This window comes from Variovorax sp. Root434 (genome assembly GCF_001426595.1).
Classification (GTDB): Bacteria; Pseudomonadota; Gammaproteobacteria; order Burkholderiales; family Burkholderiaceae_C; genus Variovorax.
On sequence record NZ_LMEK01000012.1, the window covers coordinates 1161179 to 1174379 of the forward strand.

General features: G+C 68.4%; 13 protein-coding genes. 6 read left to right on the forward strand and 7 right to left on the reverse strand.

Translation table 11 applies throughout. From position 1 onward, the window contains the following. Positions 1–5: 5 nt before the first annotated feature. On the reverse strand, positions 6–1154 hold the full coding sequence (locus ASD05_RS15940; RefSeq protein WP_056594083.1) for a threonine synthase: 1149 nt from the start codon (positions 1152–1154) through the stop codon (positions 6–8). 94 nt (positions 1155–1248) lie between these two features. Here ASD05_RS15940 and ASD05_RS15945 point away from each other — a divergent pair, with 94 nt between their 5' ends. Further along, complete coding sequence (locus ASD05_RS15945) at positions 1249–1875, forward strand: transcriptional regulator (protein WP_056594086.1); 627 nt, start codon at positions 1249–1251, stop codon at positions 1873–1875. Positions 1876–1910: 35 nt separating this feature from the next. Here the strand turns inward: ASD05_RS15945 and ASD05_RS15950 are convergent, their stop codons facing one another. The 4 genes from ASD05_RS15950 to ASD05_RS15965 form a co-directional block, all read right to left on the reverse strand. Further along, entirely contained in the window at positions 1911–3155 is a 1245-nt protein-coding gene (locus ASD05_RS15950; RefSeq protein WP_056594089.1) for a threonine synthase, read from the reverse strand. A 134-nt stretch (positions 3156–3289) separates the two neighbouring features. After that, positions 3290–3958, reverse strand: a complete 669-nt coding sequence (locus ASD05_RS15955) for a hypothetical protein (RefSeq protein WP_235507976.1) — start codon at positions 3956–3958, stop codon at positions 3290–3292. A 142-nt stretch (positions 3959–4100) separates the two neighbouring features. Further along, positions 4101–5132, reverse strand: coding sequence for a response regulator transcription factor (locus ASD05_RS15960; protein ID WP_200955435.1), 1032 nt, complete (start codon positions 5130–5132; stop codon positions 4101–4103). Continuing rightward, entirely contained in the window at positions 5129–8722 is a 3594-nt protein-coding gene (locus tag ASD05_RS15965; RefSeq protein ID WP_056594097.1) for an ATP-binding protein, read from the reverse strand. Before ASD05_RS15965 ends, ASD05_RS15960 begins: the two co-directional genes overlap by 4 nt. A 104-nt stretch (positions 8723–8826) precedes the next feature. Between ASD05_RS15965 and ASD05_RS15970 the strand changes: the two genes are divergently transcribed. Genes ASD05_RS15970 through ureC form a run of 4 tightly spaced genes read left to right on the forward strand, consistent with a single transcriptional unit; the run spans position 8827 to position 11792 of the window. After that, the gene (locus ASD05_RS15970; protein ID WP_056594100.1) at positions 8827–9129 is read left to right on the forward strand and encodes an urease subunit gamma; all 303 of its coding nucleotides are present in this window, start codon (positions 8827–8829) and stop codon (positions 9127–9129) included. 28 nt (positions 9130–9157) lie between these two features. Next, entirely contained in the window at positions 9158–9763 is a 606-nt protein-coding gene (locus ASD05_RS15975) for a HupE/UreJ family protein (RefSeq protein ID WP_056594103.1), read from the forward strand. Between the two features lie 2 nt (positions 9764–9765). After that, complete coding sequence (locus ASD05_RS15980) at positions 9766–10071, forward strand: urease subunit beta (protein ID WP_056594107.1); 306 nt, start codon at positions 9766–9768, stop codon at positions 10069–10071. Positions 10072–10073: 2 nt separating this feature from the next. Continuing rightward, positions 10074–11792, forward strand: coding sequence for an urease subunit alpha (gene ureC, locus ASD05_RS15985; protein WP_056594110.1), 1719 nt, complete (start codon positions 10074–10076; stop codon positions 11790–11792). Positions 11793–11795: 3 nt separating this feature from the next. On the opposite strand, the gene ASD05_RS15990 is transcribed toward ureC, so the two are convergent. Together ASD05_RS15990 and ASD05_RS15995 are read right to left on the reverse strand one after the other, a co-directional pair. Then, positions 11796–12200 (reverse strand): type II toxin-antitoxin system death-on-curing family toxin, encoded by a 405-nt coding sequence (locus ASD05_RS15990; protein WP_056594113.1) that lies wholly within the window; start codon positions 12198–12200, stop codon positions 11796–11798. Next, positions 12197–12424, reverse strand: a complete 228-nt coding sequence (locus ASD05_RS15995; RefSeq protein WP_056594116.1) for an AbrB/MazE/SpoVT family DNA-binding domain-containing protein — start codon at positions 12422–12424, stop codon at positions 12197–12199. The genes ASD05_RS15990 and ASD05_RS15995 overlap by 4 nt, the downstream gene beginning before the upstream one ends. 71 nt (positions 12425–12495) lie before the next feature. On the opposite strand from ASD05_RS15995, the gene ureE reads away from it, so the two are divergent. Continuing rightward, entirely contained in the window at positions 12496–13068 is a 573-nt protein-coding gene (gene ureE, locus ASD05_RS16000) for an urease accessory protein UreE (RefSeq protein ID WP_056594523.1), read from the forward strand. Positions 13069–13201 lie beyond the last annotated feature (133 nt).

Below are 13201 nucleotides of genomic sequence, written 5' to 3' on the forward strand. Positions count from 1 at the left end.
GCTGGCTACGCGGCCTCGCCGCCGAACAGCTCGGTCATGAACTGCGTCGATTTCAGGCCGGTGCCGGTCAGCAACGCGACCGTCGTGTCGCTGGCCTTGATGTCACCGCGCTGCGCCAGCACCTCGATGGCCGCCGCGGCCGAGGCGGACGTCGGCTCCGCGTAGAGCCCGCTCGCTGCCAGTCGGCGCACCGCCGCCGCGATCTGCTCCTCGGTCAGCGCCACCGTCTTGCCATCCGTCTCGCGCAGCGCCTGCAGGATTTCCCGCAGCCGCACGGGCCGCTTGATCGCCGTGCCTTCGGCAATCGTCGGCTGCACGATGCGCTCCACCAGCGTGTCGGCGCCCGCCATGAAGCTCGCATCGATCGGCGAGCAGTTCAGCGGCTGCGCCACGAAGATGCGGGGCAGCTTCGCGATCTGCCCCGCCGCCAACAGTTCCTTGAAGCCGATCCAGCAGCCGAGCACATTGCTGCCCGCGCCGGTCGGAATCACGACGTTGTCGGGCGCGGTGAAGCCCAGGTCTTCCCACAGCTCGTAGGCCAGCGTCTTCGTGCCCTGCAGGAAGAACGGATGCCAGTTGTGGCTCGCATAGAAGATCGATTCCGACTGGCGCACCGCCTCGTACTCAGACTCTTCTCGCGGCCCCGGCACCAGCTGCACCTCGGCGCCGAAGGCGCGGATCTGCGCCACCTTCGGCGCGGGCGTGTAGCTCGGTGCGAGCACCTTCACGCGCATGCCCGCCGCCGCGCCGGCCGCCGCAATCGCCGCGCCGCCGTTGCCGGAGCTGTCTTCCAGCACCGCATCGACGCCGATCTGCCGCAGGAAAGACATCATCACCGCCGCGCCGCGGTCCTTGAAGCTGCAGGTCGGGTTGAACCACTCGAGCTTGAAGTAGGGCTCGAAGCCGCCCCAGCGCTTCTGCACCAGCGGCGTGCAGCCTTCGCCCATGCTCGCGGGCTGGTCGATCGCCACGGGCAGCGCCGCGCGGTAGCGCCACAGCGAGCGGACGCGCGAATCGATGTCGTCGCGCCCGATGCCGGGCAGCGGCGTGACCATCATCGGGTGGCCGTCGTCGGAGCGCCATCGGCGTTCGGACAGGTCGTAGTGCCTGCCGGTGCGGGGATCGACATAGCGTGCGCGTTCTCTCGCGGTCATTCACGGGCTCCAGTACAAAATTGGATAATACATCCAACACTGTACTTTTTGTATGAATTGGATTGTCTGTCCAGAGCTGGATACATTCCACGGCATGAAGAAGAAGCCGAACAAGCAGCTCCTGGACATGCTGCGCAACATGGCCGAAGGCCTGGGCCAGACCTTCGCGCCCTTCTGCGAAGTGGTGGTGCACGACCTGAGCAACCCCAAGAACGCGATCTACGCCATCGAGAACAGCCTGAGCGGCCGGGAGGTCGGCCAGCCAGTCACCGAGCTGGGTCTCGCACGCATCCGCGACCCGGAGTTTCCGGCGGTGATCGCGAACTACGCCAACACCTTTCCCGACGGGCGCAAGGTCAAAAGTACGTCCATCGGCATCAAGGACGACAGCGGCGAATACGTGGCCGCGCTGTGCCTCAACGTCGACCTCACGCTGTTCCAGAGCTTCCAGGGCGCGATCTCGCAGTTCACGAAGATCGACGACAAGGATGTGCACGAGCACCTCGAGACCGGCGGCAACCACTCGGACCGCATCCATGCGCGCATCGACGAGTTCGCGGCATCGCGCGCGACCACCTCGCGCTCGCTGAAGCCCGCCGACCGCAAGCAGCTCGTGCAGGAACTGAAGAAGGCCGGCCTGCTGGAGGTCCGCCGCGGCGCCGAGATTGCCGCGGCGCACATGGGCGTGTCGCGCGCCACGGTCTATAGCGACGCGAAGTAAGGCGCTCGCCTTCTGCTGCGGCTGCAGGCCGAAGGCTAGACAGGACGGTCGGGCCAGCTCGGATCGCCGGCCGCGCTGGCGGTCAGCATCAGCACCACATGCGCGTCGGCCGCGACGGCGTTGCTCTCTCGCAGCTGCCGCAGGGCGGCCAGGCCGCCGGCCGCGCACAGCTCGGCGCTGATGCCGGAGGCCGAGAGCAGCCGCCGCGCGGCGCGCGCTTCGTTGTCGCCCACGACCACCGCGCCGCCGCCCGTCGCGGCGGCGGCCTGCCATTGCAGGTAGGTGACGGTGGCTCCGGCGGTGGAGAACTGCGCGGTGTGGCCTGGGTAGCTGTCGTTGAGGGGGCCGCCCGCGAGCACGCGCGCCAGGCGCGGGAACGGCTCCACGAGCCAGAGCCTCGGCAGGCGTGCGATGCGCCCCGCGGCCAGCAGGTCGCGAAAGCCCGCGTAGATGCCCCAGGCCAGGTCGCCGCGCGCGGTGGGAATCACGATGTGGTCCGGCAACCCGCCATCGGCCACGCATTCGAGCGCGATCGGCTTGTAGCCTTCGATCGCCAGCGGCGCGCTGCCCAGCGCGGGCAGGCGGTAGTTGGTCAGCGCGAAGTAGCCGGGGTGCTGCGCACGCTCGCGCACGAAGGCCCAGCGGCCCGCGTTGTCGGCGAACACATAGCGCCGCGCGCCGAGTGCGTCGAGCTGCCGTGCATAGGTGGCCGGCATGCCTTCGTAGGTGGCCACTTCGCAGCCCAGGCCCGCGGCCCATGCATAGTGCGCCGCCGACACGGCCGCGTTGCCCGACGAGGCCAGCACCAGCGTGTGGGCGTCGAAATCGAGCGCCTGCGCCACGCCCACCGCGGTCATGCGGTCCTTGTGCGAGCCGGTGGGGTTGCAGGACTCGTCCTTGATGGCCAGCCGCCCCACGTCGAACTGCCGCGCCAGCTCGGGCGCGTCCTGCAGCGGTGTCTGCCCTTCGCCCAGCGCGAAGCCTGAGGTGTAGGGCATGGGCATCGCTTCGGCGCCGCCGGGCAGGTAGCTGGCGCGCAGCGCGACGTGAAGGCCTCCGCGCCTGCATGCGGGACATCCGTCGTGCGCCAGCGCGAGGGGGAAGAGCGCATCGCACCGCAGGCACTGCAGGCCGCGCAGGTTCGGGTTGCGCACGGGCCTGGGTGTCCGGTTGCGAGCCGCGATGCCCAAGGGGTTGCCCGAAGGATGAGCCGTGGAATCGAGGGGAGGAGCGGCGAACTTGAAGTCCAGAACGGGCGATGTCGTCACGGGATCAGGCATGGGAGGTTGTCACCAAATCTTTTGCAGTCGGAATCAAAAATTGCGCAGGGCCGGATACGTGATCGACAACCAGGCGCATCGATGCGATTTCGCGGAAATCGGATACAGCGCCCCCGGCGGCAGTCGCTCGCCGCTCACTTCCAGGTGAATTCGTGGTTCAGCCCGATCGCGAAGCCGCGCACGCCCTGCGGCCCGGTGCGCGACGCGCTCACGTCCACGCTGATCAGCGGCGTGAGGCTGAAGCGCCCGCCGATGCGCGAAGTCCAGACGCCCGCCGCGCGGTTGCGTTCCGCGATGAGCGACACGGTGTCGTTCAGCGCCCATTCGACGCCCGCGCCGCCGCGCGGCGTGCGAAGGCCGGTGCCCTGCGCCCAGTCGGCACCGAGGTTGACGTGCACCTGCAGGCTGCTGGCCGGGCGCCACGTCACCGGCACGACGAACTGCCCGCCCATGCGGCCGCCGCGCCGCAGGTCCGACACGATGCCGGCCGACACGGCGGCGCTGAACGGCGCATCCGCCGCCTGTCCGTAGAAATTCCATTTGACCTGCGGCCCGCCGGTGACCGAGTGCACGCCCTGCACCGAGGTGCGGTCGAAGTTCAGGCCCAGCTCGACGGGACCGACCCGGCAGGCGGGCCCGAGGTGGAACCCCGTGACCGGCTCCGTGCCCGTGCGGCTCCACCAGGTCTCGTACTGGCATTGGCCCGGGTCGAGGGTGCTGGCGTCGTCCACGTCGAAATGGCCGGCGGCCCGTGCGCCAGGACTCGTGCCCAGATTCACGAACAGGCAGGAAGCAGCGAGCATCCAGCCGCGGCATGGCGGTCGGGGTGTTGTCCTGTTGTGCCTGTTGTTCTTCATCGCGCGTGTCCCGTGGCCCTCGAGCCATTCTAGGGACGCTGCAAGCAGGCGCCATGACACAGCGCAGGGAACCGTCGGCCATCGAACCTCAGAGCTCGAACTGCGGCTGCAACTCGCGGATGCGCTTGATGGCCACGCCGGCCGCGGCCGTGCGCGTCTCGACGCCGAGCTTCACGTACACCCGCTCGAGGTGCTTCTTGGCGGTGGCCGGGCTGCTGCCGAGGATCTCGCCGATGTCCTTGTTGGTCTTGCCCTTGACCACCCAGTACAGCACCTCGGCCTCGCGCGCCGTGAGCTTCAGGCTCAGGCTCATGGCCTCGATCACGGCGGTGTCGGACACCTCGCGCATGACGATCATCCACTCGTCGCCTTCGTCGTCGCTGCTGGTCTGCTGGTGCAGCCGCAGGGTGAGGCTGCTCGCGCCCTGCACGATGGACAGCGCCGGCGGCTCGATGCCGCGCTGGCGCGCATCGGGCGTGTGGCTGCGCAGCCATTCGAGCACCGCGGGCGGCGTCTCGGGCGCGCGCGTGTCGCAATAGCGCTGCAGCAGGTCGCGCGCGAGCGCCGTCTGCCAGATCAGCCGGCCTTCGGGCAGGCGCACGGTGATGCTCGCGTAGCCGAAGGCATCGAGCGCATTGCGCGCCTGCCCGGCCTGCCGCGCGTCCTGCCGCGCGCGGCGCGCGCCCTGCAGGTGCACGTTCATGCGCGCGAGCACTTCCTTGGGCTTGATGGGCTTGGTGACGTAGTCGACACCCCCGGCTTCCAGCGCGGCCACGAGGTGCTCGGTCTCGGTGAGCCCGGTCATGAACACGATGGGAATGTGCGCCGTGGCCGCATCGGCCTTGAGCCGGCGCGCCACCTCGAAGCCGTCGATGCCCGGCATCATCGCGTCGAGCAGCACGATGTCGGGCCGCGCCTGCGCGGCGCGCTGCAGCGCCTGTTCGCCGTTGGTGGCGATGAGCACGGTGTAGCCCGATTCGTCGAGCGCGTCGTGCAGCACCGCGAGGTTGTCGGGCACGTCGTCGACGATCAGCACGAGGTCGCTGTTGGCGCCCTGCTGCTCGCGCAGCGTCCTGGCGAGCGGCGATGTTTCCACGGCGGGAGGTAGCGTCTGTGTCATGCGGCGCTTTCGACGGCGTCGGCGAGCGCACGGCTCATGGCTTCGAACTGGAACTGGCGGGCCAGCGTGCGTTGGGCCTCGGTCCACGCACTGCATTCGGGTTGCGCTGCGTCGATGGCGTCGAGCTGGTTCATGATGCCGCGGAAGTAGCCCAGCCCCACCGCTTCCTCGAGTGCGCGCAGGCGCTCCAGCGAAGGTGGCAGCAGCGGGCGCGCAACTGCAACGGGCGCAGGCCCGGCGGCGGTGTCGGTCCATTGCAGCCCGAGCCGGCGTTCGAGCCAGTCGAGCAGTTCGGTGTGGCGCACGGGCTTCACGAAGAAGTCTTCGGGCGCAATGCCCACGTCGTTGTCGAGCCCCTTGTCGAACGCATTGGCCGAGACGATGGCCACCGAGGCCTCGGTCAGCCCGAGCTTGCGCGCGCGGCGGATCGTCTCCCAGCCGTCGATGCCGGGCATCGCGAGGTCGACGAACATCGCGTCGGGCCGGTAGCCGGCGGCGATGAGGTCCAGCGCATCGTGCCCGCTGGCCGCGCTGCGCAGTTCGAAGCCCAGCGGCGCGAGCACATGCCCCAGCAGGTCGCGGTCGGCCTCCTCGTTGTCGACCACCAGCAGGCGGCGGCGCGGGCCTTCGTAGCCGCGCCGCGCGCGCTGCACCGGCAGCGGTCGGCCGGTGCCGGCCATGGCGTCGTGCACGCGCGGCAGGAACAGGCGCACGCAGAACAGCGAGCCCACGCCCGGCGTGCTCTGCACCTTCATCTCGCCGCCCATCAGGTCGGTGAGCATCTTGGCGATGGTGAGCCCCAGGCCCGCGCCCGGCGCGGCCGATGCGCCCGCTGCATTCCCGCGCGCAAACGGCTCGAAGATCCGCTCGATGTCCTCGGCCGGCATGCCCGGTCCCGTGTCCTCGATCTCCACCGACGCGAACTCGCGCGCATAGGCCAGCCGCAGCGTGACCTGCCCGGCCGCCGTGAACTTGATCGCGTTGCCCAGCAGGTTAATGAGGATCTGGCACACGCGCTTTTCATCCGCGCGCACCACCTCGGGCAACGCGCCTGCAGCATCGAAGTGGAACTGCAGCCCCTTCTCCGCCGCCTGCAGCTCGAACATGTCGGCCAGCTCGCGCATCGTGTCGGCGAAGCGCATCGGCCGCGCATGCAGCGTGAGCTTGCCGGCCTCGATGTGCGCGATGGCCAGCGTACCTTCGATGAGCGACAGCAGATGCTCGCCGCCGCGCTTGATGACCGCCACCGCCTGCTGGCGGTGCGGCGGCACCGAATGGTCTTCGCCCATCAGCTGCGCATAGCCGAGGATGCTGTTGAGTGGCGTGCGCAGCTCGTGGCTGATGGCGCTGATGTAGCGGCTCTTGGCCTGGTTGGCCTGGTCGGCGGCGCGCTGGGCCTGCTCGGCCACGGCCCTCGCCTCTTCGGCGATCTGTTTTGCGGCTTGCAACGCACGGTCGGTCTCGCGGTGCAGTTCGATCTCGCGCACCAGCAGATGGGTCTGGCGGTTCGATTCTTCCTGCGCCACCTTGCGGCTCTGGTGCGCCAGCACCAGCCACCACGCGACGATGCCGGCGATGACCAGCAAGGCCATGTACGCCTTGAGGAAGCCCGAGCGCAGCGACAGCTTCTGCACACCCATGAGCGCCGCGGCCACGTCGGCCTCGGAGGCCAGCTCCAGCGCGCCTTCGCCGAACGCACGCAGCTCCTGCTGGTACAGCACGCCGAACACCACGGCCAGCAGCGGCACGATGACCAGCATCAGCAGCAGGAAGTGGCCGAGCCCGGTGTCGAGGTAGCGCCAGCTGCGGCGCGGCAGCAGCCAGCGCAGCACGCCGGACCACTGCGACGAGAGGCTCGCATGCGGCTTGCACAGGTCGCCGCAGCGCGCATCGAGCGTGCAGCACAGCGAGCAGATCGCGCCCTGGTAGGCGGGGCAATGCGCCATGTCCGGCCCTTCGTACTCGCGCTCGCAGATCACGCAGTGCTGCACCTTCAGGCGCTGGTAGCTGCCGGTCTCGACCTTGGCCCAGCGCACCGCGCGCGGACCTTCGGCGGGCGCGAAGGCCACCGCGCCGTGGTGTTCATCGGAGCCGCGCGCCAGGTAGTACTTGCCCCCCGTCGCCCAGGCCAGCAGCGGCGACGCCACCAGCGCCGTGCCGAGTGCGATCAGCGCCGAGAAGGCCTGCGCCAGCGGGCCGAACATGCCCAGGTGCGCGGTGATCGACAGCACCGAGGCCAGCGCCATCGCGCCCACGCCCACCGGGTTGATGTCCCACAGGTGCGCGCGCTTGAACTCGATGCCCGGCGGCGACAGCCCCAGCGGCTTGTTGATGACGAGGTCGGCCACCACGGCCATCATCCAGGCGATGGCGATGTTGGCGAACAGACCGAGCACGTCGCCCAGCGCCTCGAACACGTTCATCTCCATCAGCATGAAGGCGATCAGCGCGTTGAACACCACCCACACCACGCGCCCCGGATGGCTGTGCGCCACGCGCGAGAAGAAGTTGCTCCAGGCCAGCGAGCCGGCATAGGCGTTCGTCACGTTGATCTTGAGCTGCGAGATCACCACGAACAGCGCCGTGGCCGCCACCGCCCAGCCGTAGTGCGGAAACACGTATTCGTAGGCCGCGAGGTACATCTGGTTCGGGTCGACCGCCCGGTCGGCCGGCACCATGTGCGTGAGCGCCAGGTAGGCCAGCAGCGCCCCGCCCAGCATCTTGAGCACGCCCAGCACCACCCAGCCCGGCCCTCCGGCCAGCACCCCGGCCCACCAGCGGCGCGCCGTGGTCGCGGTGCGCGCGGGCATGAAGCGCAGGTAGTCGGCCTGCTCGCCCATCTGCGTGATCAGCGCGATGCCGACCGTGAGCGCGGCGCCAAACAGGTGCAGATTGAAGCCATTCGTGCCCGAGCGAACCCCGTTGTAGTGCATGATGCCCGCGAATGCACCAGGATCGCGCACCAGCACATAGGCGAAAGGCACCACCAGCATCAGCAGCCACAGCGGCTGCGTCCACAGCTGCAGCCGGCTGATGGCCGACACGCCGTGCGTGACCAGCGGGATCACCACCAGCGCGCACACCAGGTAGCCCCACACAGGCGGAATGCCCAGCGCCAGTTCCAGCGCATAGGCCATCACCGCCGCCTCGAGCGCGAAGAAGATGAAGGTGAAGCTCGCGTAGATCAGCGAGGTGAGCGTGGAACCGATGTAGCCGAAGCCCGCGCCGCGCGTGAGCAAATCCATGTCGACGCCGTAGCGCGCCGCATACACGCTGATCGGCACGCCCGCCAGGAAGATGATGAGCCCGGTCGCCAGGATCGCCCAGAAGGCGTTGGCAAAGCCGTACTGCACCAGCAGCGTGGCGCCCACCGCTTCCAGGATCAGGAACGACGCCGCCCCGAAGGCCGTGTTGGCCACCCGCCATTCGGACCACTTGCGAAAGCGCTGCGGCGTGTAGCGCAGCGCGTAGTCTTCCAGCGTCTCGCTGGCCACCCAGCTGTTGTAGTCGCGCCGCACCTTGACGATGCGCTGCGGCGCGTCGTCGGGGGTGGTGGGTGTGTTGGCAGCGTTCACACCGTTTCGGTGCATCTTTCGTGCCACACGTACGACTTTTGGCGAACAGGGCACGACTGTTGCAAAGAAGCCGGCTTGCCCATAATGGCCGCCACCCTCCGCCACCCGATGCCGATCCCATGGAACTGACCCCGCGCGAAAAAGACAAGCTGCTGATCTTCACCGCGGCGCTGCTGGCTGAACGCCGCAAGGCCCGCGGCCTCAAGCTCAACTACCCCGAAGCCATCGCCCTGATTTCCGCCGCCGTGATGGAAGGCGCTCGCGACGGCAAGAGCGTCGCCGAGCTCATGAGCGACGGGCGCGGCGTGCTGACCCGCGCCGACGTGATGGACGGCATCGCCGAGATGATCCCGGACATCCAGATCGAAGCCACCTTCCCGGACGGCACCAAGCTGGTAACCGTCCACCAGCCGATCGTCTGACACACCCAGAACAAGAAGGATTTTTTCCATGCGCAAGACCACTGCTTCCAGAAGCCTCGCACTGTTCACCGCCCTCGTGCTGCCCCTCGCAGCCAGCGCCCACACCGGCGTCGACGGCGGCCTGCATCACGGCCTCACCACCGGCTTCCTGCATCCGCTGACCGGCGCCGACCACCTCGCCGCCATGGTTGCGGTCGGCCTCTGGAGCGCGCTGGCCGCGCGCCGCGCGTGGCCCGACCTGCTCTGGGCGCCGCTGGCCTTCGCCGGCATGCTGCTGGTGGGCGCGCTGATGGGCCTGGCCGGCGTGCAGCTGCCGGCGGTCGAGCCGATGATCGCGGCCTCGCTGCTCGTGCTGGGCCTGTTGGTGGCCACGCGCATTCACCTGCCGGCCGCGGTCGCCATGGCGGTCGTCGGCGTGTTCGCCGTTTTCCATGGCGTGGCCCACGGCCACGAACTGGCGAGCGAAGAAGGCGCGGCCCTCACGCTGGCCGGCATGGTCGGCGCGACCGTGCTGCTGCACCTCGCGGGCATCGCGGTGGGCTGGTCGCTGCGCCATGCCAACGCATGGCTGCCGCGCGTGGCCGGTGCCGCGGTCGTGGTGCTCGGTGCGTCGCTGCTGGCACAGGCCGTCTGAACATGATCCCCGGCGAACTCCTCACCGACGACGGCGAGCACACGCTCAACCCCGGCCGCCGCACCCTCACGCTGGTGGTGCAGAACACCGCCGACCGGCCGATCCAGGTCGGCTCGCACTACCACTTCGCCGAGACCAACGGCGCGCTCGGCTTCGACCGCGAGGCCGCGCGCGGCATGCGGCTGAACATCGCATCGGGCGCCGCGGTGCGCTTCGAACCGGGCCAGCAGCGCACGGTCGAACTGGTCGATTTTTCGGGCGATCGCATCGTCTACGGCTTTCGCGGCCTGGTTCAAGGGAAGCTTTAAACATGGCCACCATCGGGCGACGTGCCTACGCAGAAATCTTCGGCCCCACCGTGGGCGACCGGGTCCGTCTTGCCGACACCGGCCTGCTGATCGAAGTCGAGGCCGACTACACCTTGCGCGCCGGCGGCTACGGCGAAGAGGTGAAGTTCGGCGGCGGCAAGACGATTCGCGACGGCATGGCGCAATCGCAGCGCACGCGTTTGCAGGGCGCCGTCGACACGGTGCTGACCAACGCGCTCATCCTCGACCACTGGGGCATCGTCAAGGCCGACATCGGCTTGAAGGACGGGCGCATCGCCGCCATCGGCAAGGCCGGCAACCCCGACGTGCAGCCGGGCGTCGATATCGTCATCGGCCCCGGCACCGAGATCATCAGCTGCGAGGGCAACATCGTCACCGCCGGCGGCATCGACAGCCACATCCACTTCATCTGTCCGCAGCAGATCGAGGAGGCGCTGACCTCCGGCGTCACCACTATGCTCGGCGGCGGCACCGGCCCCGCCACCGGCACCTTCGCGACCACCGCCACGCCGGGCCCCTGGCACATCGAGCGCATGCTGCAGGCGGCCGATGCATTCCCGATGAACCTGGGCTTCCTCGGCAAGGGCAATGCGAGCCTGCCGCACGCGCTGCACGAGCAGATCGAAGCCGGCGTCATCGGCCTGAAGCTGCACGAAGACTGGGGCACCACGCCCGCGGCCATCAGCAACTGCCTCGACGTGGCCGACGCCACCGACACGCAGGTGGCCATCCACAGCGACACGCTCAACGAATCGGGCTTTGTCGAGAACACCATCGCCGCCGTGGGCGGGCGCGCCATCTGCGCCTTCCACACCGAAGGCGCGGGCGGCGGCCACGCGCCCGACATCCTGCGCGTGGTGGGCGAGGCCAACTTCCTGCCGTCGTCCACCAACCCCACGATGCCCTACACCGTGAACACGCTCGACGAACACGTCGACATGCTCATGGTGTGCCACCACCTCGACGCCGGCATCGCCGAAGACCTGGCCTTTGCCGAATCGCGCATCCGCAAGGAAACGATTGCCGCCGAGGACGTGCTGCACGACCTCGGCGCGATCAGCATGTTCAGCTCCGACAGCCAGGCCATGGGCCGCGTCGGCGAAGTCATCATCCGCACCTGGCAGACCGCGCACAAGATGAAGCTGCAGCGCGGCACGCTGCCCGAAGACAACGAGCGCAACGACAACTTCCGCGCCAGGCGCTACGTCGCCAAGTACACGATCAACCCGGCCATTGCGCACGGCATCGCGCACGAGGTCGGCTCGCTCGAAGTCGGCAAGTGGGCCGACATCGTGATCTGGAAGCCGGCCTTCTTCGGCGTGAAGCCCTTCACCATCCTGAAGGGCGGCACCATCGCGATGGCTGCGATGGGCGACCCGAACGCGTCGATACCCACGCCACAGCCGGTGCACTACCGGCCGATGTTCGGCGCGTACGGCGGCTCGCTCGCGAAGAGCTCGCTGACCTTCGTCTCGCAGGCCGGCCTGGCCTCGGGCATCAAGGAGCGCTACGGCCTGAGCAAGAACCTCAGCGCGGTGAAGAACATCCGCAACGTGCGCAAGAAGGACCTGATCCACAACGGCTACACGCCGAAGATGGAGATCGATGCGCAGACCTACGCGGTGCGCGCCGACGGAAACCTGCTGACCTGCGAGCCGGCGAAGCTGCTGCCGATGGCGCAGCGGTATTTCCTGTTTTGAATGTCAGGGGCTGCGCGGTGCGAGGTGCCCGCGAATCCATTGGGCAAAGGAGGCTTCGTCGATCTCCCCCGCCGCGAGGCCGAGCGTCTTCAGTACGCAGTCCTCGTCGGACGCGAGGAGCTCGAATCCGTTGAGATCGAGGAAAGTTTCCATCGCAACGAATGCGGTTCTCTTGTTGCCGTCCACGAACGGGTGGTTGCGGGCGATGCCGAATGCGTAGCTCGCGGCCAGCGTGGCCGCATCGGGAGATTCGTACATCGCGCGGTTCTGCGGTCGGCCCATGGCGGATGCAAGCATTCCCTCGTCACGCACACCGGCGGGACCACCATGCTCGGCGAGCTGTTCTTCATGGACCAACTGAATCACACTCAGGTTCAGCCAGACCCAGTGTTGGTTGGCGGCGCTCACTTGGCAAGCTCGCGCAGAACATTGCGCCGCTTCTTCATGACGCGGCGCGCCGCCTCCATCTGCCGCTCGAACTCGTCGTCGTACGGCGTGATCGTGACCCCGCCGTTGGCGGCCCGCGTGAGGTAGACGGTGTCGCCCTTGCCCACGTTCATGCTCGCCAGCACTTCCTTGGGCAGGATGATGCCGACAGAGTTACCGATCTGAGTCAGTTTGAGGGCGGACATTGGACGCTCCGTTGAACAGAAGTTATAACGAACGTTATATTAGCCCGCCTCATTTGGAGCCGCAAGCCACCATGCTCACCGCCAACAAACTCATGCCCCAGGGCCGCGGCCTTGCGCCCGTGCTGCTCAAGCGCGCCGCCACCATCGAACTCGACTGGGACATCCGTCAGAAGAGCCGCTTCGACGCCACCGACTCGCAGGGCCGCCAGATCGGCGTGTTCCTGCCACGCGGCACCGCCGTGCGGGGCGGCGATGTGCTGGTGGCCGAAGACGGCTCGCTGGTCCGCGTCATCGCCGCGCCGCAGCCGGTTCTGCGCATCACGCATTGCACGGCCCACGGCACGCCTTTCGACCTGACGCGCGCGGCCTATCACCTGGGCAACCGGCATGTGCCGATCGAGCTCCGACCCGACCACCTGAAGATCGAGCCCGATCATGTGCTGGCCGACATGCTGCGTTCGATGCACCTGATCGTCGTCGCGGTGGAAGAAGCCTTCGAGCCCGAGAGCGGCGCCTATGGTTCGCATGAGCATTCGCACGGCGGGGGTCACAGCCATGACCATGGGCACTCGCATGGCGGCAGCAAAGGGCCAAAGCCGCTCGTGCTCGCGCCGGAACTGCTCGACGATCATGGCCATGCGTGATCCAGGGCGCGCTCACGCCGACGGGGTGCCTTGCTCCGCGAATGTCCCCCGGCCTGCGGCCTCCTCCTTTATTTCGCTGCGCAAGGCACCCCGCCGTCGTGATCGTTCAGAGCACTTGTTGATCGAGCGAAAC

Excerpts from the sequence above, each read along its gene's own strand:
- ASD05_RS15940 (WP_056594083.1), bottom strand. The coding sequence starts at position 1,154 with ATGACCGCGAGAGAACGCGCACGCTATGTCGATCCCCGCACCGGCAGG.
- ASD05_RS15945 (WP_056594086.1), top strand. The coding sequence starts at position 1,249 with ATGAAGAAGAAGCCGAACAAGCAGCTCCTGGACATGCTGCGCAACATG.
- ASD05_RS15950 (WP_056594089.1), bottom strand. The coding sequence starts at position 3,155 with ATGCCTGATCCCGTGACGACATCGCCCGTTCTGGACTTCAAGTTCGCC.
- ASD05_RS15955 (WP_235507976.1), bottom strand. The coding sequence starts at position 3,958 with ATGCTCGCTGCTTCCTGCCTGTTCGTGAATCTGGGCACGAGTCCTGGC.
- ASD05_RS15960 (WP_200955435.1), bottom strand. The coding sequence starts at position 5,132 with ATGACACAGACGCTACCTCCCGCCGTGGAAACATCGCCGCTCGCCAGG.
- ASD05_RS15965 (WP_056594097.1), bottom strand. The coding sequence starts at position 8,722 with ATGCACCGAAACGGTGTGAACGCTGCCAACACACCCACCACCCCCGAC.
- ASD05_RS15970 (WP_056594100.1), top strand. The coding sequence starts at position 8,827 with ATGGAACTGACCCCGCGCGAAAAAGACAAGCTGCTGATCTTCACCGCG.
- ASD05_RS15975 (WP_056594103.1), top strand. The coding sequence starts at position 9,158 with ATGCGCAAGACCACTGCTTCCAGAAGCCTCGCACTGTTCACCGCCCTC.
- ASD05_RS15980 (WP_056594107.1), top strand. The coding sequence starts at position 9,766 with ATGATCCCCGGCGAACTCCTCACCGACGACGGCGAGCACACGCTCAAC.
- ureC (WP_056594110.1), top strand. The coding sequence starts at position 10,074 with ATGGCCACCATCGGGCGACGTGCCTACGCAGAAATCTTCGGCCCCACC.
- ASD05_RS15995 (WP_056594116.1), bottom strand. The coding sequence starts at position 12,424 with ATGTCCGCCCTCAAACTGACTCAGATCGGTAACTCTGTCGGCATCATC.
- ureE (WP_056594523.1), top strand. The coding sequence starts at position 12,496 with ATGCTCACCGCCAACAAACTCATGCCCCAGGGCCGCGGCCTTGCGCCC.